The sequence below is a fragment of the Sulfurimonas sp. genome (genome assembly GCF_023228785.1).
Taxonomy (GTDB): domain Bacteria; phylum Campylobacterota; class Campylobacteria; order Campylobacterales; family Sulfurimonadaceae; genus Sulfurimonas.
In genome coordinates this window covers 1-24,852 of record NZ_JALOAN010000001.1, presented here as the reverse complement: position 1 = coordinate 24,852, position 24,852 = coordinate 1, and the positions used below count along the sequence as shown (strand labels likewise).

At 34.8% G+C, this 24,852-nt stretch carries 25 protein-coding genes, 1 tRNA gene, 1 other RNA gene and 1 pseudogene; 24 read left to right on the top strand and 4 right to left on the bottom strand.

What is annotated here, in order from left to right; translation table 11 throughout:
* The first annotated feature begins 137 nt into the window (after positions 1–137).
* The 11 genes from M0Q24_RS00140 to M0Q24_RS00090 all read left to right on the top strand — a co-directional run bounded on the left by M0Q24_RS00140 (position 138) and on the right by M0Q24_RS00090 (position 11,264).
* Positions 138–2,330: an NADP-dependent isocitrate dehydrogenase gene (locus tag M0Q24_RS00140; protein ID WP_295045461.1), complete on the top strand. Its 2,193-nt coding sequence runs from the start codon at positions 138–140 to the stop codon at positions 2,328–2,330.
* A 129-nt stretch (positions 2,331–2,459) separates the two neighbouring features.
* Positions 2,460–3,410 carry a malate dehydrogenase gene (locus M0Q24_RS00135; RefSeq protein ID WP_295045458.1) on the top strand — a complete coding sequence of 317 codons (951 nt, stop codon included), beginning with the start codon at positions 2,460–2,462 and terminating at the stop codon, positions 3,408–3,410.
* A 183-nt stretch (positions 3,411–3,593) separates the two neighbouring features.
* Positions 3,594–4,538, top strand: coding sequence for a malate dehydrogenase (locus tag M0Q24_RS00130; RefSeq protein WP_295045455.1), 945 nt, complete (start codon positions 3,594–3,596; stop codon positions 4,536–4,538).
* A gap of 166 nt (positions 4,539–4,704) precedes the next feature.
* On the top strand, positions 4,705–5,556 hold the full coding sequence (locus M0Q24_RS00125) for a fumarate hydratase (protein ID WP_295045452.1): 852 nt from the start codon (positions 4,705–4,707) through the stop codon (positions 5,554–5,556).
* Between the two features lie 11 nt (positions 5,557–5,567).
* Positions 5,568–6,125: a Fe-S-containing hydro-lyase gene (locus M0Q24_RS00120; RefSeq protein WP_295045450.1), complete on the top strand. Its 558-nt coding sequence runs from the start codon at positions 5,568–5,570 to the stop codon at positions 6,123–6,125.
* 25 nt (positions 6,126–6,150) lie between these two features.
* Positions 6,151–7,323 carry an ADP-forming succinate--CoA ligase subunit beta gene (gene sucC, locus M0Q24_RS00115; RefSeq protein ID WP_295045447.1) on the top strand — a complete coding sequence of 391 codons (1,173 nt, stop codon included), beginning with the start codon at positions 6,151–6,153 and terminating at the stop codon, positions 7,321–7,323.
* 11 nt (positions 7,324–7,334) lie between these two features.
* Entirely contained in the window at positions 7,335–8,207 is an 873-nt protein-coding gene (gene sucD / locus M0Q24_RS00110) for a succinate--CoA ligase subunit alpha (protein ID WP_295045444.1), read from the top strand.
* Between the two features lie 147 nt (positions 8,208–8,354).
* A complete protein-coding gene (locus M0Q24_RS00105) occupies positions 8,355–8,705 on the top strand; it encodes a 4Fe-4S dicluster domain-containing protein (protein WP_295045440.1) in 351 nt (116 codons plus the stop codon).
* Entirely contained in the window at positions 8,705–9,838 is a 1,134-nt protein-coding gene (locus tag M0Q24_RS00100; RefSeq protein WP_295045438.1) for a 2-oxoglutarate synthase subunit alpha, read from the top strand. The genes M0Q24_RS00105 and M0Q24_RS00100 overlap by 1 nt, the downstream gene beginning before the upstream one ends.
* 1 nt (position 9,839) lies before the next feature.
* Positions 9,840–10,697: a 2-oxoglutarate ferredoxin oxidoreductase subunit beta gene (locus M0Q24_RS00095; RefSeq protein ID WP_295045435.1), complete on the top strand. Its 858-nt coding sequence runs from the start codon at positions 9,840–9,842 to the stop codon at positions 10,695–10,697.
* Between the two features lie 9 nt (positions 10,698–10,706).
* The gene (locus tag M0Q24_RS00090) at positions 10,707–11,264 is read left to right on the top strand and encodes a 2-oxoacid:acceptor oxidoreductase family protein (protein ID WP_295045432.1); all 558 of its coding nucleotides are present in this window, start codon (positions 10,707–10,709) and stop codon (positions 11,262–11,264) included.
* A 200-nt stretch (positions 11,265–11,464) separates the two neighbouring features.
* Here the strand turns inward: M0Q24_RS00090 and M0Q24_RS00085 are convergent, their stop codons facing one another.
* Positions 11,465–12,082, bottom strand: coding sequence for a TetR/AcrR family transcriptional regulator (locus M0Q24_RS00085; RefSeq protein ID WP_295045430.1), 618 nt, complete (start codon positions 12,080–12,082; stop codon positions 11,465–11,467).
* A gap of 178 nt (positions 12,083–12,260) precedes the next feature.
* Between M0Q24_RS00085 and rnpB the strand changes: the two genes are divergently transcribed.
* The 8 genes from rnpB to M0Q24_RS00045 all read left to right on the top strand — a co-directional run bounded on the left by rnpB (position 12,261) and on the right by M0Q24_RS00045 (position 18,641).
* Positions 12,261–12,704: RNase P RNA component class A (gene rnpB, locus M0Q24_RS00080), an RNA gene on the top strand.
* A gap of 158 nt (positions 12,705–12,862) precedes the next feature.
* Positions 12,863–13,075: a hypothetical protein gene (locus M0Q24_RS00075; protein WP_295045428.1), complete on the top strand. Its 213-nt coding sequence runs from the start codon at positions 12,863–12,865 to the stop codon at positions 13,073–13,075.
* A 178-nt stretch (positions 13,076–13,253) separates the two neighbouring features.
* Entirely contained in the window at positions 13,254–13,799 is a 546-nt protein-coding gene (locus M0Q24_RS00070) for a response regulator transcription factor (protein ID WP_295045426.1), read from the top strand.
* A gap of 92 nt (positions 13,800–13,891) precedes the next feature.
* Positions 13,892–13,966 (top strand) — tRNA-Glu (locus M0Q24_RS00065).
* Positions 13,967–14,108: 142 nt separating this feature from the next.
* The gene (locus M0Q24_RS00060; protein WP_295045423.1) at positions 14,109–15,377 is read left to right on the top strand and encodes a DEAD/DEAH box helicase; all 1,269 of its coding nucleotides are present in this window, start codon (positions 14,109–14,111) and stop codon (positions 15,375–15,377) included.
* 64 nt (positions 15,378–15,441) lie between these two features.
* A complete protein-coding gene (gene gltX / locus M0Q24_RS00055; protein ID WP_295045421.1) occupies positions 15,442–16,740 on the top strand; it encodes a glutamate--tRNA ligase in 1,299 nt (432 codons plus the stop codon).
* Entirely contained in the window at positions 16,737–17,021 is a 285-nt protein-coding gene (locus M0Q24_RS00050; protein ID WP_295045419.1) for a YggT family protein, read from the top strand. Before gltX ends, M0Q24_RS00050 begins: the two co-directional genes overlap by 4 nt.
* A 3-nt stretch (positions 17,022–17,024) precedes the next feature.
* Positions 17,025–18,641, top strand: a complete 1,617-nt coding sequence (locus M0Q24_RS00045; protein WP_295045416.1) for a lytic transglycosylase domain-containing protein — start codon at positions 17,025–17,027, stop codon at positions 18,639–18,641.
* Here M0Q24_RS00045 and M0Q24_RS00040 read toward each other — a convergent pair.
* On the bottom strand, positions 18,577–19,077 hold the full coding sequence (locus tag M0Q24_RS00040) for a hypothetical protein (RefSeq protein ID WP_295045413.1): 501 nt from the start codon (positions 19,075–19,077) through the stop codon (positions 18,577–18,579). The genes M0Q24_RS00045 and M0Q24_RS00040 overlap by 65 nt on opposite strands.
* A gap of 99 nt (positions 19,078–19,176) precedes the next feature.
* Between M0Q24_RS00040 and mobB the strand changes: the two genes are divergently transcribed.
* The 5 genes from mobB (at position 19,177) to M0Q24_RS00015 (ending at position 23,873) form a co-directional block, all read left to right on the top strand.
* Positions 19,177–19,680: a molybdopterin-guanine dinucleotide biosynthesis protein B gene (mobB, locus tag M0Q24_RS00035; RefSeq protein WP_295045411.1), complete on the top strand. Its 504-nt coding sequence runs from the start codon at positions 19,177–19,179 to the stop codon at positions 19,678–19,680.
* Positions 19,681–20,523, top strand: a complete 843-nt coding sequence (locus M0Q24_RS00030; protein ID WP_295045408.1) for a class 1 fructose-bisphosphatase — start codon at positions 19,681–19,683, stop codon at positions 20,521–20,523.
* Positions 20,507–20,713: a hypothetical protein gene (locus M0Q24_RS00025; RefSeq protein WP_295045405.1), complete on the top strand. Its 207-nt coding sequence runs from the start codon at positions 20,507–20,509 to the stop codon at positions 20,711–20,713. Before M0Q24_RS00030 ends, M0Q24_RS00025 begins: the two co-directional genes overlap by 17 nt.
* A gap of 248 nt (positions 20,714–20,961) precedes the next feature.
* A complete protein-coding gene (metG, locus tag M0Q24_RS00020; RefSeq protein ID WP_295045403.1) occupies positions 20,962–22,884 on the top strand; it encodes a methionine--tRNA ligase in 1,923 nt (640 codons plus the stop codon).
* Positions 22,881–23,873, top strand: coding sequence for a hypothetical protein (locus tag M0Q24_RS00015; protein WP_295045400.1), 993 nt, complete (start codon positions 22,881–22,883; stop codon positions 23,871–23,873). Before metG ends, M0Q24_RS00015 begins: the two co-directional genes overlap by 4 nt.
* Here M0Q24_RS00015 and M0Q24_RS00010 read toward each other — a convergent pair.
* Together M0Q24_RS00010 and M0Q24_RS00005 are read right to left on the bottom strand one after the other, a co-directional pair.
* Entirely contained in the window at positions 23,870–24,385 is a 516-nt protein-coding gene (locus tag M0Q24_RS00010) for a ferritin-like domain-containing protein (protein WP_295045397.1), read from the bottom strand. The two genes, M0Q24_RS00015 and M0Q24_RS00010, sit on opposite strands and share 4 nt — an antisense overlap.
* Positions 24,386–24,431: 46 nt before the next feature.
* Positions 24,432–24,852 (bottom strand): annotated as a pseudogene (locus tag M0Q24_RS00005) (AMP-dependent synthetase); the annotation flags it as partial.

Below are 24,852 nucleotides of genomic sequence, written 5' to 3'. Positions count from 1 at the left end.
AAATAGAAATATAGTAAAATCTTTATACTTGCTTTGAGCAAATTATTTATCTTAGTGTTATGATTGTCCTGTAAGTTTTTGTGGGGTCACTTTTGTGATTATTACATAAACAAAAAATATTAAACCAAGGACAAAAAATGTCAAAAATTATTTGGTCAAAAATTGATGAAGCTCCAGCTTTAGCAACTTACTCTCTTTTACCAATCGTAAGTGCTTTCACAAAATCTGCAGGTGTAGATGTAGTTACTAGTGATATTTCACTTGCAGGTAGAGTTATCTCTAAATTTCCAGAGAGATTAAACGCAGATCAAAGAATTTCTGATGATTTAGCAGAGCTTGGGAATGTTGTTCAACTCTCAGATGCTAATATCATTAAACTTCCAAACATTTCAGCTTCTGTTCCTCAACTAATGGAGTGTATTGCAGAACTTCAATCTAAAGGTTATGATATACCTAATTATCCAGAAGATCCTAAAACAGATGAAGAAAAAGAACTTCAAGCACTTTTTGCAACTTGTTTAGGTTCAGCAGTTAATCCTGTTCTTCGTGAAGGTAATTCAGATAGAAGAGCAGCAGTTGCTGTTAAAAACTTTGCAAAGAAAAACCCTCATAAACTTCGCCCATTTGAGCAAAACTCAAAAGCAAGTGTGGCACATATGGATGGTGGAGACTTCTACTCAAATGAGCAGTCTATTATCATGTCAGGAAGTTCTAAGGTAACGATAGAGCAAAACGGAAAGGTTTTAAGAGAGATCCAAGCACAAGACAAAGAGATACTCGATGCTACCTTTATGTCAGCAAAAGCTCTTGGAAGTTTTTATAAAAAAACTTTAGATGACTCAAAAATAAATGGTACTTTATGGTCGCTTCACTTAAAAGCTACTATGATGAAAGTTAGTGATCCTATTATGTTTGGTCACGCTGTAAAAGTTTTCTTTAAAGATGTTTTTGCAAAATATGGCTCAGATCTCTTAGCTATTGGTTACAATGCAAACATGGGTCTAGGAGACCTATATAAAAAGTTAGAAAACTCACCTAAAAAAGATGAGATTATAGCTGCAATAGAAGCAACTTATAGCACTCAGCCAGCTCTAGCTATGGTTGACTCTGATAAAGGCATCACAAACCTACATGCATCAAATGACATAATCATAGATGCTTCAATGCCTGTTGTGATTCGTGATGGTGGTAAGATGTGGAACAAAGATGGTAAAACGCAAGAGTGTGTATCAGTTATTCCTGATGCTTCTTATGCTGTATTTTTTAAGGCTATGGTTGATGACTGTGTTGCAAATGGTCAATATGATGTATCAACTATGGGTAATGTTGCAAATGTTGGACTTATGGCACAAAAAGCAGAAGAGTATGGTTCTCATCCAACTACAGTAGAGCTTACTGAATCTGGAACGGTTGAAGTTAAAGACGCAACTGGTGCTGTTTTAATGAGCCATGAGTGTGAAGCTGGAGATATCTACAGAATGTCTCGTGCTAAAGATATTCCAATAAAAGACTGGGTTCGTTTAGCAGTTGAGAGAGCAAGATTAACTGGCTCACCAGCAGTCTTTTGGTTAGATGAAAACCGAGCTCATGACGCAAACATGATCAAAAAAGTAAATGAGTACTTAAAAGATCATGATACAACTGGGCTAGAACTTCCTATAATGGATGTAAAATCTGCTACAAAATACACAAATGAAAGAGTTCGTAAAGGATTAGATACTATATCTGTAACTGGTAACGTTTTGCGTGACTACTTAACTGATATGTATCCAATCTTAGAATTAGGAACATCTGCTAAGATGCTCTCAATTGTTCCATTAATTGCTGGTGGTGGACTTTTTGAGACTGGTGCTGGTGGATCTGCTCCTAAGCATGTTGACCAATTCTTGGCTGAGGGACACTTAAGATGGGACTCTTTAGGTGAGTTTTTAGCTCTCGCTGAGTCTTTAAGATTTATTGCTCAAAAAAATGACTCTAATAAACTAGCAGTTGTTACTGCAGCACTTGATGTTGCTAACAACGCTTATCTTGATAATGACAAATCTCCATCTAGAAAGTGTGGAGAGCCAGATAATAAAGCTTCTCATTTTTTTGTGGCACAATATTGGGCAGATGCACTTGCCTCTCAAAAGGATGACACAGAATTAGCTGCTAAATTTGCTCCAATAGCAAAGGCATTAAAAGAAAATGAAGCTAAAATTATAGAAGAGTTACTCTCAGTTGAGGGCAAAGCTCAAGATATTGGTGGATATTATCATCCTGATGATGCAAAAGCTGAAGCTGCGATGAGACCATCAAAGACTCTAAATAGTATTATTAATTCGATATAATACAAAAAAAAGAGTAAAACCACTACGCATCAAATGAGCAAAAAAGCTTGTTTGATGCTATAGCGAAGATTTAAAGATTAAAGTATCTAATCTTTAATTTTTCACTATTTATATACCAAAAGGAGTATTATGAGAGGTAAAAGAGTAGCCATTGTAGGTGTTGGAAATGTCGGCTCATCCGTAGCTTATTCTTTGGCAATGACTGGTTCTTGTCATGAAGTTATTATAAGAGCAAATGATGTAAACAAGGCAAGAGGAAAAGCATTAGATCTCTCTCAAGCTGCTCAAGCTGCTAGAAAACACACAGTCATTTCTGTAGCTGAAACATTAGAAGATGTAAAAGATTGTGATGTTGTTGTAATTACAGCAGGTAGTCCAAGACTTCCTGGTATGAGCAGAGATGACTTGCTACTAAAAAATGCTCAAGTTATGAAAGATATTGTAAATGTTATTAAAGTTTCATCTCCAAATGCGGTTATTATTCCTGTCTCAAACCCTCTAGATGCAATGGTTTATGTGGCACTAAAAGAGACGGGTTGGGATAGAAGTAGAGTTATAGGAATGGCTGGAATTTTAGATAGTGCTAGAATGGCTCACTTTGTCTATGCAAAACTAGGATATGGAGCAGGGCAGATCAGATGTGCTGTTATGGGTGGTCATGGTGATGATATGGTTCCACTTCCTAGATTTTCAACTGTAGCAGGAATCCCCCTTACAGATCTATTAACTTGGGATGAGATAAATGAGATCGTTGAAAAAACTAAAAAAGGTGGAGCTGAAATAGTTGAGCTTCTTCAAGATGGAAGTGCTTACTATGCACCAGCAAAATCAACTGCTCTTATGGTTGAGGCAGTTTTAACTGATACAAAGCAGATATATCCATGCGCAGTAATGCTAAAAGGCGAGTACGGCTATAGTGATGTTGTAAGTGGAGTTCCTGTTATGATTGGAGCTAGAGGAGTTGAAAAGGTTATAGAGGCTAACCTTAATGATGATCAAGATAGAAAGTTCGCAAAGTCTGTAGGAAGTGTTAAGGAGCTTATAGATGCTCTTTATACTAACAAGTTTTATACTAAATAATATTAGAGTCATTTTTGTGACTCTTTTCTCTTACAAAATCTCCCCTCTCATTTGTTTTATTATAAGTTATAAAAATACATTTAATGGATTTTTTTCAAAGCTAAATCGTGATAGTATAAACAATATAAAATCAAAACAAAATTATTAAACAAAAAGATAGACTGAAAATAAAAGGAAAAGATAATGGTAGGTAGAAAAGTAGGTATAGTCGGAGCTGGCTCAGTTGGAGCTACAGCGGCTTATAGCTTAACTATGACTGGAAGATGCCATGAAGTTATACTTTATGATATTCAAAGTGATATAACAATTGGAAAAGCTATAGATATTGGACAATCTACAAGCTACTCCCCAAGAGGAACTATAGTAACAGCAGCACTAGATCCAAGCCAAATGAAAGATTGTGACATCATAGTTATTACTGCAGGAGTACCACGAAAAGGTGATATGACTAGAGCAGACTTACTTTTAATTAATGCAAAGATCATGAAAGAGGTAGTTTCTAATGTTATGAAGTACTCTCCAAATGCCATAATTCTTTGTGTCTCAAATCCTTTAGATATTATGACCTATGTTATTCACAAGATGACCAATTGGGATAGAAGTAGAATTATAGGCATGGCAGGAGCACTAGATGGTGCTAGAATGGCTTATGAAATACATAAAAAAGTAGGTTTCGGATCTGGACAAGTTAAAGGAATGCTTATCGGTGATCATGGTCAAAATATGATACCAATGCCTGAGATCTCTTCTGTTGGTGGTGTTCCACTAGAACAAATTGTTACAAAAAGGGACATGGAAGAGATCATAGCTAGAACAAAAGAGGGTGGTGCGCAAATAGTTAAGCATCTTGGAACTTCTGCTTATTATGCACCTGGCCGTGCAGTTGCGGTTATGGTTGAAGCGATGCTTGATGATTCTAAAATAGTTATTCCTTCTTCAGTTCTTCTTGATGGAGAGTATGGGTATAGTGATGTTTGTGTTGGTGTTCCTGTGATTTTAGGTGGCAGGGGAGTTGAAAAAATCATCGAACTAGATCTAGATGAAGAGACAAAGGAAAAGTTTAAAATTTCAGTTGACTCTATAAAAGAAGGTATAGAGATTTTAGAAAAAAACAATTTTTTTGTGTAGAAACTACACCTTTTGACTCCAATTAAGAGTTTAAAGTGTGTATATTCTACACATTTTTCTATATGTTTTAAAAATTATATTGATAATTACCTCTATTATAAAAAGAGTGCTAAACTATGCTTCATATATATTTTAGTCTAATTAAAGAAAATGAGGGAATCAATAAATGCGCGAAATTGCATATAAAGAAATAGTAAAAAATGTCAGAGATATCATAATATATTCTGCTTCTAACCTGCCTCAAGATGCCCTACAAGCCATGAAAAAAGCCTATGAAAATGAAAAAAGTCCTGTAAGTAAAGAAGTTTTAAAACAATTGTTAGACAATGCAGATATTGCAAGTAGTGAAGCTCGTCCACTATGTCAAGATACTGGTCTTGCAGTTTTCTTTGTAAAACTTGGTGCTGATGTAAGAGTTGTTGGAGGTCTTTTAAAGGACGCTATCAATGAAGGTACGGAGAATGGCTATATAGATGGCTACTTAAGAGCATCAACTTGTCATCCATTCACTCGTGCAAATAATAAAGACACTATTGGTTACAACTTGCCTGCAATAATTCATCTTGATATTGTAGAAGGTGATAAGATAGAGATAGAGTACGCTGCAAAAGGTGGTGGAAGTGAAAATGTATCTCGTGCTAGAGTTTTTCCTCCAGCTGCTGGAAAGCAAGGAGTCATAGACTATGTAAGAGAGTGCATCTCTGATGCAGGTCCAAATCCTTGTCCTCCACTAACTGTTGGAGTGGGAATAGGCGGAACATTTGAAAAAGCTGTTATTAGTTCAAAACACGCTCTTTTTCGTGACATTGGTTCGGTAAATGAAGATCCAGAGATGGCTGAACTTGAAGACGAGATCAAAAAAGAGCTAAATAAACTAGGTATTGGAACTATGGGAATGGGTGGAACTGAGACGGTTTTAGCTGTACACATAGAGGCAAACTCTTGTCATATCGCATCACTTCCTGTTTCTGTAAATGTTCAGTGTCATAGTTCACGACATACGCATATCACTATATAAAGGTTATAAAAATGAGTAAAACATATCATTTAACAACTCCACTAAACGATGAAACAGTTTCAAAACTGCACAGTGGTGATATCGTATATATAAGTGGCACAATCTATACAGCAAGAGATGCTGCGCACAAAAGACTTGTAGATCTACTAGATGAGGGTAAAGAGCTTCCTTTTGACATTAAAGGTTCGATCATTTACTTTGTTGGACCAACTCCTCCAAAACCAGGAGATCCAATCGGAAGTGCCGGACCTACAACATCTTACAGAATGGACTCTTACTCTCCAAGGCTTATAGCTGAGGGTTTAAAAGGGATGATTGGCAAGGGTAAACGAAATGAAGCAGTTACTGATGCTTGTCAAAAACATAAGGCTATCTACTTTGGTGCTACTGGCGGAGCTGGAGCACTTTTAGGTAAGCAGATAAAGAGTGCAGAAGTTATAGCTTATGAAGAGCTAGGACCTGAAGCGGTTAGAAAACTAGAAGTAGTTGACTTTCCTGTAACTGTAATCAATGACACTTACGGCGAGGATCTATATAAAATAGGTCGAGCGCAATACGAAGTTAAATAGTTTTATTTTAAAATAAGGAGAATAAATGAATATACATGAATATCAAGCGAAACAGATCTTCAAGAAGTATGGAGTACCTGCACCAAAAGGTATTATGGTAGAGAGTGTTAAAGAAGCAGTTACTGCTGCTGAGCAACTAGGTGGACCTATATGGGTTGTTAAAGCTCAGATCCATGCTGGTGGGCGTGGTTTAGGTGGAGGGGTAAAACTTGCTAAGTCTTTAGAAGAAGTTGAAGCTTTCTCTAAAGAAATTCTTGGAATGACTTTAGTTACTCACCAAACTGGTCCTGAGGGTAAACTCGTTAGAAAACTCTACATTGAAGATGGTGCAGATATTCAGTCTGAGCTATATCTTTCTGTTGTTCTTGATCGTGCATCTGAAATGCCTCTTATTATGGCATCTACTGAGGGTGGAATGAATATTGAAGATGTTGCTGAGAAGACACCTGAGAAAATTGTAACAATTCCTGTAGATCCAGCAATAGGTTTTCAAAGTTTTCATGGTCGTGAGTTAGCATTTGGTCTTGGTCTTACAGACATAGATGAACAAAAAAATATAATTAAGTTTGCACATAAGCTTTTCAAACTCTATATGGAAACTGATGCTGAGATGATTGAAATCAATCCACTTGTTAAAACTGCTAAGGGTGATTTTATAGCACTTGATGGAAAAATGGGATTTGATAATTCAGCTCTTGGTCGTCAACCAGAGATCGCAGCAATGCGTGATATCACTGAGGAAGATGCAGATGAGAGAGAAGCTGCTCAATATGGTCTCTCTTATGTAGCACTTGATGGTGAGATTGGTTGTATGGTAAATGGTGCTGGTCTTGCTATGGGTACTATGGATACGATCAATTATATGGGTGGAACTCCTGCTAACTTCCTTGATGTTGGTGGTAGTGCAAATGCTGAGACCGTTGCTAAAGGTTTTGAGATTATTCTTAAAAACCCAAAAGTAAAAGCTATATTTGTAAATATCTTTGGCGGGATCGTTCGTTGTGATCGCATAGCTAATGGTATTATAGAAGCAACTAAAATCACTGATGTTAATGTCCCTGTAATTGTGCGTCTTGATGGAACTAATGCTCCTGAGGCTGCAAAAATTCTTAAAAATGCAAATATTCATAACTTAATTGTTGGTAACGACTTAGGTGATGGTGCTGCAAAAGCAGTAGCTGCAGCAAAACAAGCATAGGAGAATAATTAATGTCAATTTTAGTAAATAAAGATACAAAAGTAATCGTTCAAGGTTTTACAGGAAAAGAGGGTTCGTTTCATGCTGAGCAGTGTTTAGCATATGGTACGAAAATAGTTGGTGGAGTTACACCAACTAAAGGTGGACAAGAGCATCTAGGTAAACCAGTGTTTAACACTGTAAAACAAGCTATAAAAGCAACAGGTGCTACAGTTTCTATGATCTTTGTTCCACCTGCATTTGTTGCAGATGCTGTAATGGAAGCTGCTGAGGCTGGGATTGAACTTGCTGTAATTATTACAGAAGGTGCTCCAGTTAAAGATATGCAAATGGCTAAAGCTCATGCAACTAAGCACGGGATGAAAACTATAGGGCCAAACTGTCCTGGTATCATCACAGCAGAAGAGTGTAAGATTGGAATTATGCCTGGTATGATTTTCAAAAAAGGTAATGTAGGACTTATCTCAAAGTCTGGTACATTGACTTATGAGGGTGCAAACCAAGTATGTAAGGAAGGTTTTGGTATAAGTACTGCAGTTGGTATTGGTGGAGATCCAATAATTGGTCTATCATATAACCAAATACTTCCAATGTTTGAAGCAGATCCAGATACTCACGCGATTGTTATGATTGGTGAAATTGGTGGAGATCTTGAGATCCAAGCTGCTAAACTAATTAAAGAACAAATCACTAAGCCAGTTGTTGCTTTTATAGCGGGTCAAACTGCTCCAAAAGGCAAAACAATGGGTCATGCAGGTGCTATAGTTAGTGGAAGTGCTGGTACTGCAAAAGAGAAAATGGACGCACTTGAAGCTGCTGGCGTAAAAGTTGTAGTTTCTCCTGCTGATATTGGAAAAGCAATTGCAGAGGTTTTATCTAAATAACCTTAGTTTGTGTGAGTCTTGATGTGTAACAAAAGGTTACTTTATCAAAATGCTATTAGCACAATTTAGTTTAAAGTTATAAAAACTTAGATAATCTATAAAGAATAATGTGTAAATTAAATTTACATTAAAAAAAGAGGAGAATAAATGGGAACTTTTAAGACAGAAAACCCAGGTAATCAACCTGTATGGGTAAATACAAGCAACTGTAAAGCATGCGATATTTGTGTATCTGTTTGTCCAACAGGCGTACTTGGAATGAAATACGAATCTACTTCGACACTAGGCGCTATGATTTCTGTTAATAATCCAGAATCTTGTATTGGATGCGTTGAGTGTGAACTTAGCTGTCCTGACTTTGCTATATATGTAGCAGATAGACAAGAGTATAAAGCAGCTGGGTTTAGTTTCGCTAAGATAACTGATGAAGCTAAAGAACGTCAAGCTGCTATTGTCGCAAACAATTATATGTCACTTAGTGAACAAGGAGTTAAATAATGGCAACTAGAGAAGTAATATCTACAGGAAATGAATTAGCTGCTATGGCAGCTGTTGATGCGGGCTGTATGTTTTTTGGTGGTTATCCTTTAACACCGTCAAGTGAAGTAATGCATGTTATCTCTGACCTTTTACCAAAAAAGGGTGGAGTAGCAATCCAAATGGAAGATGAAATTGCTGGTATTTGTGCAGTAATCGGTGCTGCTATGGTTGGTCAGCGCGCACTAACTGCAACTTCAGGACCAGGAATGAGTTTAAAAGCTGAACAATTAGGACTTGCTCAAATGACAGAAGTACCTTTAGTCTGTGTAAATGTTATGCGTGGTGGTCCATCAACTGGTCTTCCAACTCGTGTATCTCAAGGTGACATCCTTCAAGCTAAAAACCCATCACATGGTGATTATAAATCAATTACACTATGTGCTGGATCATTAGCTGAGTGTTATACTGAAGTTGTAAGAGCTTTCAATTTAGCAGATAGATTTATGCAACCAGTTATCGTTTTACTAGATGAGACTATTGGTCATATGCATGGAAAAGCTGATATCCCAACTGCAGAGGATGTTGAAGCTGGAATTGTGCCAAGAAAAAGATTTGATGGTCCGGCAGAAGAGTATTTTCCATATGGTGTTGGGCATGATGAGCCAGCGGTCCTTAACCCAATGTATGAAGGTTATAGATACCACTTCACAGGACTTCATCATGATAAAAATGGTTATCCTACTGAAGAGATCGAGACTTGTAGAAAACTAATCCAAAGATTAGAAGATAAAGTAGCTCTTCATGAAGATGAAGTTGAGTCATATGAAGAATTTATGATGGATGATGCTGAAGTGATGATTATTGCTTATGGTTCTGTATCACTTGCTGCTAAAGAGTCAATTAGACACTTAAGAAAAGAGGGTATTAAAGCTGGGCTATTTAGACCAATCACTATTTGGCCTTCTCCAGCAGTAAAAATCAAAGAGCATACTGATAAAATCGAAAAAGTTTTAGTTGTTGAGTTAAATATTGGTCAATACCATAGTGAGATTCAAAGAGCAGCTGCAAGACTTGATATTGATGGGCTTTTTAAAGTTAATGGAAGACCAATATCTCCACATGAAATTGTTAGCAAAGTAAAGGAGTTATAAGATGGCGTTTAATTATGATAAATATTTAAGACTTGAAAAGATGCCAACATTATGGTGTTGGGGTTGTGGTGATGGTGTTATTCTTAAAGCATTCGTTAGAGCAATTGAAAAAATCGGTATATCTCAAGATGATGTATGTGTAGTATCAGGAATAGGGTGCTCAGGAAGATTCTCTTCTTATGTTGACTTTAACACAGTTCACACAACTCATGGTAGAACTATTGCTTATGCGACAGGAATCAAACTTGCTCGTCCTGATAAAATGGTTGTATGTGTTGCTGGAGATGGCGATGCTCTTGCTATTGGTGGTAACCATACTATTCATGGCTGTAGAAGAAACATTGACTTAACTATGATAATTATCAACAATTTTATCTATGGTTTAACAAACTCACAAACTTCTCCAACTACACCAAAAGGTATGTGGACAGTTTCACAAAAAGCAGGAAACATAGATCCTACTTTTGATACTTGTAAACTTGCAATCGCCGCAGGAGCTTCATTTGTTGCTCGTGAGAGTATGCTAGATCCTAAGAAACTTGAAAAAGCATTGATTAAAGCTATGCAACATAAAGGTTTTTCAATGATGGAAGTACTTTCTAACTGTCATATTAACCTTGGTAGAAAAAATAAAATGGTCTCTGCTATGGAAAACCTTGAGTGGATCGATAGTATTACTGCTCCTAAGAAAAAATTTGACGCGATGACCCCAGAAGAACAACTTAATATTCTTCCTACTGGTATCTTAAAAGAAGATCTAGAGGCTGATGAATATTGTGACATGTATGCTGAGATCCAAAAAGTACATCAGGGTGAGAGAAAAACAATCACTCAAGATGACTTTGCTAAAAAAATATAAGGAGACACAATGAGTAAAACATTAATGAGATTTACAGGCGTTGGTGGACAAGGTGTTCTTCTTGCTGGTGAGATTTTTGCAGCTGCAAAAATTAAAACTGGTGGTCATGGACTAAAAACTGCAACATATACATCACAAGTTCGTGGTGGACCTACTGTTGTTGATATTCAACTTGACGATGAAGAGATTTATTACCCATATGCAAATGATGGAGAGATAGGTTTTATGCTTTCAGTTGCACAGAAGAGTTATATTCTCTTTAAAGATGGTGTTCAACCAGGTGGAACAATAGTAGTTGATCCAAATCTTGTTCATCCAACTGATGAGGATAGAAAAACTTGGAAGATATATGAGATTCCTATCATTACAATTGCTAAAGAAGAGGTTGGTAATGTTATTACTCAATCTGTTGTAGCACTTGCAATTGCAAATACTATGATGAATGCTATAGATAAAAATACCCTTATAGATACGATGCTCTCAAAAGTTCCTGCTAAAGTTCATGAGGTAAATAAAAAGGCATATGAACTTGGTGAAAAATATGCTAAAGAAGCTATGAGTAAATGATTATTGTTAGAGATATTTCAAGATAGCTGAAATATCCTTATATTCAAAAAAAGACAATCTTAGAAGTAGGATTGTCTTTTTTTAGGACTCAAGCTAATATTAATTAGTATTAGATTAGCGATACTTTGAGTTGTAGATCTAATACTAGTGAATATTAATTTAATAACTTCTTTCATTTTTACTTTTCATATTATAAAATATTACATCTTTATACTTTCCCAAAAAAACTCAACATGTTTTTCAAACTGGGTTGATAATATATTTGCAGAGTTGTTATCAAACCTCATTAGTGTCACTTGAAGTCTTATGTAGAATAGGGTGGATAAAAACTCATACGATATCATCATTGGATCTTGAGATCTTATAAGTGAGTTTTGCATCATAATAAAAAAAGCTTCCGAGAGCATCTTTACATTCTTATCATGAAATTCGCTCATAAACTGCTCTCTAAGCTCTTTGTTGGCAAAAAGCTCTATCATGAGTAACCTGAACATATTTTCGTTGTTTTTATCAAAAGTAAGGAGCTTATACTGCATCACAAAGTTTTGTAAAAAAACTTTACCTTTTAAGGCTGACTCTTTTATATCTAGCTCTTCTTTTGTAAAAGGGGAGCTAAAAATACCTTTAGCTACTTCTAAAAAAATATCTTCCTTATTCTTGTAATGATTATATATTGCACTCTCTCTAATACCAACTTCTTTAGCTATTTTTCTCATACTTGTAGCTCTATAACCAAACTCTGAGAATAGGGTGGTTGATACTTTTAGTATCTTATCTTTAGTTGAGTTTTTCTTTACTACGCTCGTGTTTTGGGGCATTTTTAAACCTTTTTATTATTCTATGAACAAGTGTTAATCTAAGTAAAAGTATATATGAACAAGTGTTAATGTAAGCTTAGAGATAAGAGAACGACTGTTCATATATTAGCTAGACCAAAAGAACGATCGTTCATATAGTTTAAAAACTGATTTAAAGGAAGTTTTTTGTAGTATTTCACAGGTACAGCAGATAGTTACTTGTATACTAGATATGCAAGAGGAAAGTCCGAGCTGCTATAAGACAGTGCTCCATTTAACTAATGGCCGTAGTAATACGAGGGAAAGTGCAACAGAGAATAGACAACTACTTATTTGTCGCATATCTGAACAAAGTCCAGATATGCTTTCGCTAGTCGCTATGACACTAAAGTACAAAAATGCTTTCGGCATTTTCACCTAAAGTGGACATATCGATGTGTGAGCAATAGTAGTTACGGTGAAAGGGCGGTGTAAGAGACCACCAGTCTTTATGGCAACATAGAGAGCTTGTAAACCCAGCATGGCAGTAAGAAACAGATGGTCAGCGTCTTATATAGCTACTGTTTCGCTAGAAGTGCTACGCGAGTAGCAAAGTAGATTAATTACTATCAACACAAAACTCGGCTTACGCTGTACCTAATAACAAGCAATAGACAAGACATACTAACTAGTATTAACTTTCAAGAGAATTTACATTATGTTAACCAATAGGTATAGCAACCAAATTAAGTATAAATAATAGTCTTATCGTTTATCTATTGGTTAGCATATTGCATACAATCAATTAAAATGGAGAAAAATATGAATGAAAGAAAAAAACAACTCATTACTGATATACAAAACCTTTTAAACTCTTATAATACTGATAACACTACATCCATCAACCCTAGTCTATTAGAATTTATGGATGAAAATACTCTTATTAGTATTATAGATTCTCTTTTAAATCAAAAAGAAAATCTAATTAAAGCTGATGAAGAGTGGCTTGAGAAGTTTAAAAAATATGATAATTAGTTTTTGTAAGCAATTAACGTAAATTAATTGAATATTTAAAAATGTTTTTTTAATCCTCTTTAGCCCCCTATTTCTAAGCTTTTTAAACTTATTTGTTTTTTTTAAATGTCAATTGTGCTTCATTTGTTACTAAAAAGTATGTATAATATTATTAATTTAAAACAATAAGGGACACAATATGGCAAATATTGACTTAGTTCAGTTAACTGGACAAACAAAAAAACTTACCGCGATGATAGTTGAAGATGAAAAAGTAACAAATGAGTTGCTAAGTTCTACTTTTAAAAATTTCTTTTCTGATGTATATTCTTGTTTTGATGGTGAAGAAGCATTAAAGACATACAACAAAATAAAACCTGATGTTGTTTTTGTTGACATTGTTATGGCTGGAATGGATGGTATTGAACTATCAAGAAAAATCCGTCAAATTAACCCTACTCAAATTATTATAGTTATCTCAGCAAGTAATGATATAGAGAAAATCTCTGAATCTATAGAGGTTGGAGTAAATAGTTTTATTCAAAAACCAATAGATACTAAAAAGATTATTGAGCTCTTAACTAGCGTTGTTGCTATGGTTTCTAAAAAAAGAAAGATTGAGACTAAAACATTTTCTATCTCTCTTCCATTAGATCTTTACGACTTAGTAAATGACAATGCAAAAGCAGAAAGTATTTCTAAAAATGCAGTTATTATTAGAGCATTAAGAGGTTTTTACGAATAATATATAAACTTTTACCGAGCCGACGAAATTTAAGGTTTTTTTAACGAATCACTTTATATAATTTCGGCTCGGTTTTTAAATCGTCTTTAAGTGGCCCCATCGTCTAGCGGTCAGGATCCATGGTTTTCATCCATGTTACAGGAGTTCAATTCTCCTTGGGGTCACCACTTTCTCTTCAAACTCCCCTACTTTAATTATATTTATATTTGATTCATTCTTGATATTAAAATTAACCCAATATATGAAAAGTTATATCTCACATTAGTGTAAATTATGCTATTATGAACTAATATTAAGACTAGGAAATTTATGTCATTTAACACACTTGGGTTATCAACTCCATTATTAAAAGCTATTAAAGAGCAAGGTTACACAGAGCCTACTCCAATTCAAAAACAATCTATCCCTGTAATATTAGATAGAAAAGATATACTTGCCGGTGCACAAACTGGAACAGGTAAAACAGCGGGATTTACTCTTCCGATATTAGAACTTCTAAGCCGTTCAAAACCAAAAGACAAGCCTCATCATGTAAAAGTACTAATACTTACTCCTACAAGAGAACTAGCAGCGCAAGTTGGCGAGAGCGTAGCACTCTATGGAAAGTTTCTACCATTTAAATCATGTGTAATTTTTGGCGGTGTAAAAATAAACCCTCAGATCTCACAACTTCGCAAAGGTATGGACATTGTCGTAGCAACTCCTGGACGACTTTTGGATCATTTAAGCCAAAAGACAATAGATCTCTCTAAGGTAGATTTTTTAGTTTTAGATGAAGCAGACAGAATGTTAGATATGGGTTTCATTAACGATATAAGAAAGATTTTAGAAGTCTTACCTAAGCAGAGACAAAACCTGCTCTTCTCAGCTACATATTCAGATGAGATAAAAAAACTCTCAGATAGACTTCTAAACTCTCCAACTCTTATAGAAGTTGCACAAAGAAATACTGCATCTGAGATCGTTAAACAAGCAGTTTACCCAGTAGATAAAGGTAGAAAACGAGAACTTCTAACGCATCTTATAAAAGAAGGTGACTGGAAGCAAGTTTTAGTCTTTAGTAGAACTAAGCATGGCGCAAACCGCTTAGCTGGGCAGTTAGAGTCAGATGGCATAACAGCAGTCGCAATACATGGAAACAAAAGTCAAAACGCTAGAACAAAAGCTTTGTCTGACTTTAAAAAAGGTGAGGTACGGGTTCTCGTAGCTACTGATATTGCAGCTCGTGGAATCGACATAGATCATCTCCCTCATGTAGTTAACTTTGAACTTCCAAATGTAAGTGAAGATTATGTTCATCGTATTGGTAGAACTGGTCGTGCTGGAAATAAAGGTGAAGCTATCTCACTTGTTTGTATAGATGAAGACGAGTACTTAGCAAATATTGAAAAACTTATAAAAAAAGACATTCCTAAAGTATGGCTAAAAGGCTTCAAACCAGATCCATCAATAAAAGCAGAACCTATTAATCAAGGTGGCGGAGGAAGAGGTCGTGGCGGAAACTCAAGAAGTAGACCGAGAAATAAAGCTGCACAAAATACGGCTAAATCGAAAAATGCTTCAGGTAGAAGAAGATAAATTAACAAATCAGCATTTAACTTAAGATTTGTTAGAATCATAAAAATTATTTTTAGGAAATTTCATGTTAAGATTTGCACCTAGTCCAACTGGTGATATGCACATAGGGAACTTACGAGTCGCCCTATTTAACTATATTGTCTCACAACAAAAAAAAGAAGATCTAATAGTTCGCATTGAAGATACAGACAAAGAGAGAAATATTGAGGGAAAAGATCAAGAGATACTAGGTATCTTAGAACTTTTTGGCATCACCTACTCTCAAGTTATGTATCAGAGCGAAAATTACCGCTTTCACTCTGCTATGGCTTTGCAACTCATACATGACAAAAAAGCATTTAGCTGCTTTTGCTCTCCTGAGTGGCTTGAAAAAAAACGAGAAGAGGCGAAAGAGAACAAGGAAGCCTATAGATACGATGATGCTTGTAGAAATCTACCCGATGAGCTAGTTATCGACAATCTAAACCCTTTTACTATCAGACTAGCAAGACCATCGAATACTATAATTATAGATGATCTAATAAAAGGAAGTGTAAGTTTTGAACCTGATGCAGTAGATAGTTTTATCATTATGCGTCAAGATAAGACTCCAACTTACAACTTTGCTTGTGCAGTAGATGATATGCTTAGTGACATCTCTTTGGTTATTCGTGGTGAAGATCATATGAGTAACACTCCAAAACAAGATCATATACGAAAATCTTTAGGTTATGAGAAAAATGTCCAATACGCACATTTACCTATCATATTAAATGATATTGGTAAAAAAATGAGCAAAAGAGATGATGCTTCTAGTGTAAAATGGCTTTTAGAAGAGGGTTTTATTCCAAGTGCTATTTCAAATTATTTAATATTAATCGGAAACAAGCCTCCCTGTGAGATCTTTGACCTAAAAGATGCTTTGGAGTGGTTTGATCTAGAAAATATCTCAAAGTCCCCTGCTCGCTTTAGTATAGATCTATTAAGACATATAAACAAAGAACATCTAAAGAAGATGGATGCAACTGAACTATCAAGATATGTAGGCTTTGCAGATGCAAATATTGGTGAACTTGCAAAGATTTACCTAGAAGAGGCATCAACTACAAAAGAGTTAAAATCTAAAATAACTGCTATTTTTGCTCCAAAAGAGATACCACAAGAATTTAGTGACTCTGCAATAGTTTTAGTCAAAACTATTAAAGAAGCACCCCACTTTGAAGAATATGACGAGTTTAAAAACTATGTTATGAAAACTTCACAACTTAAGGGTAAAAACTTTTTCAAACCGCTTAGAATTTTACTAACGGGTAAAGAAAATGGTCCAGATCTTGCTTTGGTTTATAAATATTTGAAAAATTATTTAGGAGAGATTATTAAATGAGTGTATTAATAGAAATTATCCAAGGTTTAGGCTCTATTATTGTTAGTCTTATTACGATATATATTTGGGTTATTATCATAACTGCACTTTTGAGTTTTGTAAATCCAGATCCATATAATCCAATAGTACAGTTTTTAAACAGAATAACGCAACCAGCTTATAGATTTGTTAGAAGATTTATAAGAACTCATTTTAATGGCATTGATCTAGCTCCACTTATCATAGTCATAGCCTTGCAAGTTCTAATAGTTTTACTATCTGCCCTACTTCGTTCTTTTTAGTCAATGTTTAAGCTCTTTTTACTACTTTTCATATCAGCATCTCTAAGTGCTGATATAACACTTCAAGATATAGAATCAAAACCAGCTAGCCGAATGAAAAACTTTATGATTTGGCAGTTTTTAAAACAAGACATAACTCCCAAAGAAGCAGATCTTGCATACTCTTTAGTTGAGGGCAATAGTTATAAAATATATAGGGAATATATTAAAAAAACTGACAACAAAGATATAAAAAAAAGAATCTCGTGCCAACAAGAAAAAAATCTTCTTAAAATTGAAGATGAAGAGTGTCTAAACCTTGCTTTTTCTCTTTACAAAACTCTTCCTATGACAAAGGAACAAAGAGAAGAATTAGCTTTGAAAATAAAAGAAGAATCTAAAAAAAATCTTTTAAAAATTCAGAGTGAGCCATATACACAAGAAGCTTATGAAAAATATGATGCTACTACGATTCTTACTAACTTTATAAGTACAACAAAAAAACATAGAAGAGAAAATTTAAACATCTATCTTGATGAGGCTTTTATAAACTCTCTTGAGGGTTCATGGAAAATATCACAGTTTGTAGATATAGTTTTACATGATGAAAATCTAGATAAGTTAAAACAATCACTTTTAAAGTTAAGAGGTGATACTCTAGACTCTAAAACAAACTTTCATCTCGCTCTTAACCATCTCTTGCATCAAAACAAGAACGAAGCGATATCCTTTTTCGAACTCTCAATGAAAAAAGCTAAACATAGAATAGACGTAGACAAAAATTACTTCTGGATCTACAAAGTGAGCAAAGATAGTAATTACTTAAATGAGCTACTAAAGAGTAGCGATATAAATATCTATACTCTTTATGCACATGAGATGCAAAACAAAGAAGTAGATAACTATTTTAGTGCAGTTGAAACTAATGATCTTGTATCTCAAAGAGATCTCAAAGATCCTTTTGAATGGAGCACTATCTTACAAGAGATAAGAGAATCACCACAAGATAAGCTTTATGAGTTATCACAAGAATATATGAACCAAGAGATGATACCAGTCCAAACCATGATACTTGAGAGAGCTTATAGCTATAAGATGCATGGATTTGTTATGCCATATAGTAACTACTTAAGAGATGTAGAAAATGATGATAAAGCTCTCATCTATGCGATAATGCGTCAAGAGAGTAATTTTATACCATCAGCCTTGTCTCGCTCTTATGCTTTAGGTTTGATGCAAATTATGCCTTTTTTGACAGATGATCTCTCAAAAAGGGTTAAAGATCCAGTAGGGAGTTATGAAGATATGTTTATCCCTAAAAACAACATAAACTACGCTCTAAAACATCTTGCTTGGATGAAGAAATCTCTATACCACCCTCTTTTTATGGCTTATGCTTACAATGGTGGAATGGGTTTTTTAAGAAGACATCTTGAAGGTGGAACTTTTAGCAACTCAGAATATGAGCCATATCTTAGTATGGAACTTATGGCAAATAACGAGAGCAGAGAGTATGGTAAAAAAGTCTTAGCAAACTATGTAATGTATAAGAAAGTCTTAGGAGAAGATGTTTCCATTATTCATCTTTTTGATAGACTAAAACATCCGAGTGAGACTGATCGGTTTCGAGAACAAGGTTAAGCTTATTTTCACTCTCTTGCTTAAATGCCACAAGATAGTATAAAGTCCACTCATTTCTAACCAATGTAAGATGCGAAAATCTATTATTTGCTTCTAGTTTTTTTATCTTTATTGGTAGTTTAGAGTTTAGCCTCATTGTAAGCTCTATATCGTCAAGTTTTTTTGGATCAAACATCTCTTTTTTGTCTTTTAAATAGAGATAGACATAAAAATACTCATCATTTGTAAATACTTTAGGGTAGACTTTATTTAGGTAGATTGTAGTTACTATCCCATCTATATTTTGTAACATTTTTATCTTTGAACTTTGTAGATTCGCAGCACTTAATTCTTGATCTTCTTGCATATTGAACTTATCAAAGGCATTTTTATCAGCACAAGCCGTAAAAAGTGTAAAAAATGCAAAAAGGCTCAAAATTGATACTATATATTTCATACTATTTCCTAATGATTTTTAAAGAATTATAGCTTATTAAACAAGCTTTTAAAGACTATTTTGTATAATCACTTAAAATTTAAATATAAAAGATATAACTTGAAAAAAAGATTAGCAGTTGCATTTACAGGACCATCAAACAGTGGAAAAACTACACTTATTTTAAAAGTAGCAAGAAAGCTCATACATGAGCAAGGCAAAAAAGTAGCTATTATCAAGCATGATCCAAGCGATAAGGCTCGTTTTGATGTTGAGGGAAAAGATAGCTACAAGTTCTCGGACACTGGTGCTGAAGTTATTGTAACATCTCCGACAAGAACTACATACTTCTCAAAAGAAAACAAAGATTTAGATGAGATGATTAGACTCTTTGATGATTTTGATATTTTACTTGTGGAGGGTTTAAAGAACCTTCCCCTCCCACGCATAAGTATCTTTAGAGATTCATTAGATAGTGATTATTTTCCTTACATGGATGCTCTAGCTATTGATGATAGTATAGATACAAGTAAGTATGAGATACCAAAAGGTGTAGATGTTCTAGATCTAGATGAGTGTGAAGATGTGATATCTTGGATACTCAAAAATGCAAAGGAAGTATAGATGACAGATATATTTGAAGCGATTCAGAAAACTGCAAAAAGAATTAAAAAAGCCATAGATGTAAAAGATATAGGCTATTCACAACAAGCTAATAGCTCTGGAGAGACTCAACTTCAGCTTGATATTCAGTGCGATATGATTATTGAAGAGGAGTTCTCACAGGTTCCTTCTATCCATACAATAGCGAGTGAAGAGAAAGAAAAAGAGATGCTGCTAAATGAAAATGGAAAGTATTTTATAGCTTATGATCCCCTTGATGGCTCATCTTTAGTTGATGTAAACTTGAGTGTTGGATCTATCTTTGGGATCTATGAAGGTGCATTTGAAGCTAAAAAAATGGTAGCTTCTTGTTATGTTGTTTTTGGTCCTAGAGTTGAGATGGTCTTTGCTCACAACAAGACAAAACTACATCTACTTCAAGGTGAGGACTGGGTTTTTGTAAAAGAGATTCGTTTACAAGATAAGGGAAATCTAAACGCACCTGGTGGAACTCAACAAAATTGGGAACCATATCACAAAGAGATGGTAGATAGTTTTTTTGCTGAGGGTTACAGACTAAGATATTCAGGTGGTATGGTTCCAGACTTGCACCAGATACTTCTAAAAGGTGGTGGACTTTTCTCTTACCCCAACACAAGTGACAGACCAAATGGTAAACTTCGTAAACTTTTTGAAGTTTTTCCTTTCGCTTTTGCCTTTAAAAAAGCTGGTGGAGAAGGTACTGATGGAGAGTTTGATCTTATGGCACTGGAGTGTACTGGTATACATGAGACATCACAATGTTTCTTTGGTTCAAAATATGAGATCGCAAGAGTAAAAGAAGTCTATGCAAACAACAGATAGTATGCAAGCCGATAAGTTCGAACTTTATCTTGATGAGATGATACAAAAAGTTCAGGATTGTCAAAAAGATAGAACCTTAGAATCTTGTAGTTTATGTGAAAAATACTTAGCTTGTGAACTAAGAACTGAATACATAAGTGCTGTTTACAACAGTATGTCAAAAGGTGAAACTGGCGGTTTTGAGTTTTAAAAACTCCAAGATGCTTAAAAAAATAGCTCAAAACAACAAAGTGTGAGAACCTTGTGTTTAGCAAAACGCAAGCACTTTTAGAATTGGGCTAGCCCAATGGGCTTTCTGCCGAAGAAAACCAACGCGCGCCCTGAAGGAAGTACCCTTGGGGTATTAGCGTAGCCAAAGGGACTTGTTCCTTTGGCGTGAGAAAATAAAATGAAGGATTTTCCTTTCATTTTAAGAATTAAAATTAAAGGAATATTATTTTGAATAAGTATATAACTACACCTATCTACTATGTTAATGGCGAAGCACATATTGGTCATGCTTATACAACTTTTATAGCAGACACCGTGGCTAGATATGAGAAGCTAAAGGGTAACAAGACTTACTTTTTAACTGGAACTGATGAACATGGTCAAAAGATAGAAGAGTCAGCACAAAAGAGTGGTAAACCTACTCAAGAGTTTGCAGATGAGATAAGTGCTACTTTTAAAAATCTTTGGGATGAGTTTGAAATAGATTATGATAAGTTTATTAGAACTACAGATGCAGATCATATGAAAGGCGTTCAGAAGGCTTTTGAAGTTATGCATGCTAAAGGCGATATTTATAAAGATTTTTATGAAGGTCACTACTGCGTTAGTTGTGAGACTTTTTTTCCTGAGACTCAACTCGTAGATGGAGAGTTCTGCCCTGATTGTGGTAAGCCTACAAATGTTGTAAAAGAAGAGAGTTACTTCTTCAGACTCTCAAAGTATGAAAATGCACTTCTTGAATATTACGAGCAAAATCCTGATTTTATACTCCCTCGTTCTCGTGCAAATGAAGTTAAAAACTTTGTAAAAGGCGGATTAAGAGATCTCTCTGTTACTCGTACTTCTTTTACTTGGGGCGTTCCTTTACCAGAATCTATGAATGATAAAGAGCATGTTATGTATGTTTGGCTAGATGCACTTATGAACTATGTAACTGCACTAGGTTATGGCAAAGATGATGCAAACATGGAGTTTTGGCCTGCTTCTATGCAACTAGTAGGTAAGGACATCTTGCGTTTTCATGCTATTTACTGGCCTGCGTTTCTTATGAGTTTAGACCTACCTCTTCCAAAACATATAGGTGCTCATGGTTGGTGGACTAGAGATGGTGAGAAGATGAGTAAGTCTAAGGGTAATGTTGTCTCTCCAAGAGAAGTTTCAAATGCTTATGGAGTTGAAAATCTTAGATACTTTATGCTTAGAGAAGTTCCTTTTGGTCAAGATGGAGATTTCTCTCAAAGAGCACTAATAGACAGAATAAACTCTGAGCTTAGTAACGATCTTGGAAACCTATTAAATCGCATCATAGGGATGAGTGGTAAGTATTCTGATTTTGAGATAGATAGTAAAGATGTGCAAAAATATCATACAAAAGAGCTTGATGCTATGAACGGGGCTCTTGCAAATCTTGATGAGTTTATGCAAAATATGCAGACTCATAGATACTTAGAAGAATTATGGAAACTCTTTGCTATAGGAAACAAAGCCATAGAAGAACATGCTCCATGGACTAAGATGAAAGAAGACAAGAGAGATGAAGCGCTAGCTACTGTGGCACTAGTTGCTAATATCTTGGCAAAAGCTTCTATCATGCTTAGTCCTGTTATGCCAAAGACAACTGAGACAATTGCAGATGCACTGAACTTTACTATAGATAATAGTAGCTATAACGAGTTTGTAATTGATAAAAAACTATTGAAACTATTTAATATCAAACAAGTTCCACCTCTCTTTCCTCGCGTTGAAGAGCCTTTAATGGCGGAAGCTCCTGAAGCTCAACCAAATAAGCCAGAAGAAGAGTCTAAAGAAGAAGTAGAGAGAGACAATCTTATAGAGATAGGTCAGTTTTTTGAAACTTCACTAAAAGTTGGACATATCATCGAAGCTGAGGAAGTTCCAAAGAGTAAAAAACTTCTAAAACTTCAAGTAGATCTAGGCGATAGTGATATTCGTCAAGTTGTGGCTGGTATCAAAGAGTTTTACTCAGCTGAGGATTTAGTTGGAACAGAGGTTTGTGTAGTTGCAAACTTAAAACCTGCAAAACTTATGGGTATGATCTCAGAGGGAATGCTTCTTGCTGCTAAGGATGAAGATGGTCTATGTTTAGTTAGACCTGAAAAACCTAAAAAAGCAGGAACACCGATTGGATGAGACTTGAAAACCTCTTGGCACTTACACATGGAGTGCTTATAAATGAGCCATGTGTAAGTAGTTTTGAAAACACTGTTTTTGATGCAAATAGAGTAAAAAGAGGAGATCTTTTTTTTGCCTACAAGCAAGAGGATATAGAAGTTGCTGTAAACAATGGTGCTTATGGGATTGTTTTTGACAAGTCAACAAGGGTAAGTGATAGTGAGATAGCTTGGATAAAAGTAGATGAGTTAGATGAGGCTATAAAAAGGCTTCTTCGTTTTAAACTTATTGAAAAAGAAGTAGTTGCTTATGAGTGCAATGAGGTTGTACTAAAGCTAGCTTTACAAGTCATAACACAAAATAATTTTTTAGTTATTCATGGAGATATGAGAAGTGTTTTTAAGTCTCTTTGGCAAGTACAAGAGAGAACTACTATACTCTTTTGCCCTACTCTAAACTCTAGAGATATCTTTACAAATATACGAAGTTTGTCCAAAAATACAAGAGCTTCCATAGAAATAATGGAGCAAACTCTTTTTGAGACCTCTTTTATATATGATAATGTTTTTTATGAGAGACAATTAATATCTCCTTTTTTTATTCCATACTTAGAAGAACTTCTGCATCTATTTAAGAGTTTAAAAGTAGATTTTAGACTTAGAAAGTTTACGCCAATAGATCATTTTCAAGCTGTATTTACAAATAAAAATTTTGAGATAAAAGAGTTTGGAACTAGTGATAAAGTGCTTATTTTTGAGCAAAACACAAGTATTATAGAGAGTGAAGTGAAATTTTTACACTTTAACGCACCTTGGGCAAAGATAATCATCATAATCCCAAACTCTCTTGATATTTCACAAGATGAGACTATCTTTAAATATAAACACCAAAACGAAATACTAGGTATTTTAAAGCAAAATAGTTTTCATTTTGCTCTGATTGTTGGAGTGGATAAAAGCATCTTAGAAAAAAAGACGCCCTACCACACTCAGTTAACTCTTTTTTAATTTATATTTTTCTTTATCTCAACGATAAAGTCACCTATATCATCATAGAGAGCCTGCAAGTCTTCTTCATGTTCTACTTCATCAGCTAAGATCTGAGAGACAATATCATAAGTAACTATATCTTTGTCTCTTGTTATATCTGCTAAGCTAGAGTAAACACTAATTGCGCACTGTTCACCTTTAATGGCTTGCTCTAAAACAGATAAGACACTTGGATCCTCCGGTGCTTCATAATCACAGTTGGAGTTTTTTGTCCATTCATTTGGATGAAGAATTGGTGTGCCACCAAGTTGTAAAATTCGGTCAGCTACCATTTCAGCATGACGTAACTCATCAGCGGCATGTTGAATAAGCTCAGCAACGGCAGCATCTTTCATAATGCCTTTTATTACTTTTGCTTCAACAAAGTACTGATAATATGCAAGCCACTCATCACAATAAGCTTTATTTAGTAGATTTACAACTTCTGTTGCTTCTATACCTTTGAGTATCGAAATTCCTCTTTTTGCCATAATTTACTCCTTGTTTATTTACATCTAAAAGACAATAGTAACATATCTAAATAAACTCTCTCTTTAGTGCATCTTTATTTATCTTACTTTTATCACTTTGCACGAGTGGGAGGGACTTTTTATATATAACTTTACATGGAATCATATAAGAAGCAAGATGCTTTTTAAGCTCAAAGATTATCTCTTTTGGAGCTAACTCGCTAAGAGCTGAGTAAACCATAACGATCTCCTCTTCTATCTCCTCATTTTTTATAGAAAAGACTGCACACTCTTTGATCTGAGGTAGATTTTTCTCTACAACAGACTCAATCTCAAAAGGTGAGACTCTAAATCCTCTAGTTTTTATCATATCATCATCTCTTGATACAAAGTAGAGATAACCCTCTTCATCTTTATAAACATAGTCTCCAGATGCAACCACTACTTCATCTCTTAGTTGACCTTCTAAGTTTATGATATCTTTTAAA

What these genes read in the sequence shown, in the direction of transcription:
- M0Q24_RS00140 (WP_295045461.1), top strand. Translation starts at nt 138, where the DNA reads ATGTCAAAAATTATTTGGTCAAAAATTGATGAAGCTCCAGCTTTAGCA.
- M0Q24_RS00135 (WP_295045458.1), top strand. Translation starts at nt 2,460, where the DNA reads ATGAGAGGTAAAAGAGTAGCCATTGTAGGTGTTGGAAATGTCGGCTCA.
- M0Q24_RS00130 (WP_295045455.1), top strand. Translation starts at nt 3,594, where the DNA reads ATGGTAGGTAGAAAAGTAGGTATAGTCGGAGCTGGCTCAGTTGGAGCT.
- M0Q24_RS00125 (WP_295045452.1), top strand. Translation starts at nt 4,705, where the DNA reads ATGCGCGAAATTGCATATAAAGAAATAGTAAAAAATGTCAGAGATATC.
- M0Q24_RS00120 (WP_295045450.1), top strand. Translation starts at nt 5,568, where the DNA reads ATGAGTAAAACATATCATTTAACAACTCCACTAAACGATGAAACAGTT.
- sucC (WP_295045447.1), top strand. Translation starts at nt 6,151, where the DNA reads ATGAATATACATGAATATCAAGCGAAACAGATCTTCAAGAAGTATGGA.
- sucD (WP_295045444.1), top strand. Translation starts at nt 7,335, where the DNA reads ATGTCAATTTTAGTAAATAAAGATACAAAAGTAATCGTTCAAGGTTTT.
- M0Q24_RS00105 (WP_295045440.1), top strand. Translation starts at nt 8,355, where the DNA reads ATGGGAACTTTTAAGACAGAAAACCCAGGTAATCAACCTGTATGGGTA.
- M0Q24_RS00100 (WP_295045438.1), top strand. Translation starts at nt 8,705, where the DNA reads ATGGCAACTAGAGAAGTAATATCTACAGGAAATGAATTAGCTGCTATG.
- M0Q24_RS00095 (WP_295045435.1), top strand. Translation starts at nt 9,840, where the DNA reads ATGGCGTTTAATTATGATAAATATTTAAGACTTGAAAAGATGCCAACA.
- M0Q24_RS00090 (WP_295045432.1), top strand. Translation starts at nt 10,707, where the DNA reads ATGAGTAAAACATTAATGAGATTTACAGGCGTTGGTGGACAAGGTGTT.
- M0Q24_RS00085 (WP_295045430.1), bottom strand. Translation starts at nt 12,082, where the DNA reads ATGCCCCAAAACACGAGCGTAGTAAAGAAAAACTCAACTAAAGATAAG.
- M0Q24_RS00075 (WP_295045428.1), top strand. Translation starts at nt 12,863, where the DNA reads ATGAATGAAAGAAAAAAACAACTCATTACTGATATACAAAACCTTTTA.
- M0Q24_RS00070 (WP_295045426.1), top strand. Translation starts at nt 13,254, where the DNA reads ATGGCAAATATTGACTTAGTTCAGTTAACTGGACAAACAAAAAAACTT.
- M0Q24_RS00060 (WP_295045423.1), top strand. Translation starts at nt 14,109, where the DNA reads ATGTCATTTAACACACTTGGGTTATCAACTCCATTATTAAAAGCTATT.
- gltX (WP_295045421.1), top strand. Translation starts at nt 15,442, where the DNA reads ATGTTAAGATTTGCACCTAGTCCAACTGGTGATATGCACATAGGGAAC.
- M0Q24_RS00050 (WP_295045419.1), top strand. Translation starts at nt 16,737, where the DNA reads ATGAGTGTATTAATAGAAATTATCCAAGGTTTAGGCTCTATTATTGTT.
- M0Q24_RS00045 (WP_295045416.1), top strand. Translation starts at nt 17,025, where the DNA reads ATGTTTAAGCTCTTTTTACTACTTTTCATATCAGCATCTCTAAGTGCT.
- M0Q24_RS00040 (WP_295045413.1), bottom strand. Translation starts at nt 19,077, where the DNA reads ATGAAATATATAGTATCAATTTTGAGCCTTTTTGCATTTTTTACACTT.
- M0Q24_RS00030 (WP_295045408.1), top strand. Translation starts at nt 19,681, where the DNA reads ATGACAGATATATTTGAAGCGATTCAGAAAACTGCAAAAAGAATTAAA.
- M0Q24_RS00025 (WP_295045405.1), top strand. Translation starts at nt 20,507, where the DNA reads ATGCAAACAACAGATAGTATGCAAGCCGATAAGTTCGAACTTTATCTT.
- M0Q24_RS00015 (WP_295045400.1), top strand. Translation starts at nt 22,881, where the DNA reads ATGAGACTTGAAAACCTCTTGGCACTTACACATGGAGTGCTTATAAAT.
- M0Q24_RS00010 (WP_295045397.1), bottom strand. Translation starts at nt 24,385, where the DNA reads ATGGCAAAAAGAGGAATTTCGATACTCAAAGGTATAGAAGCAACAGAA.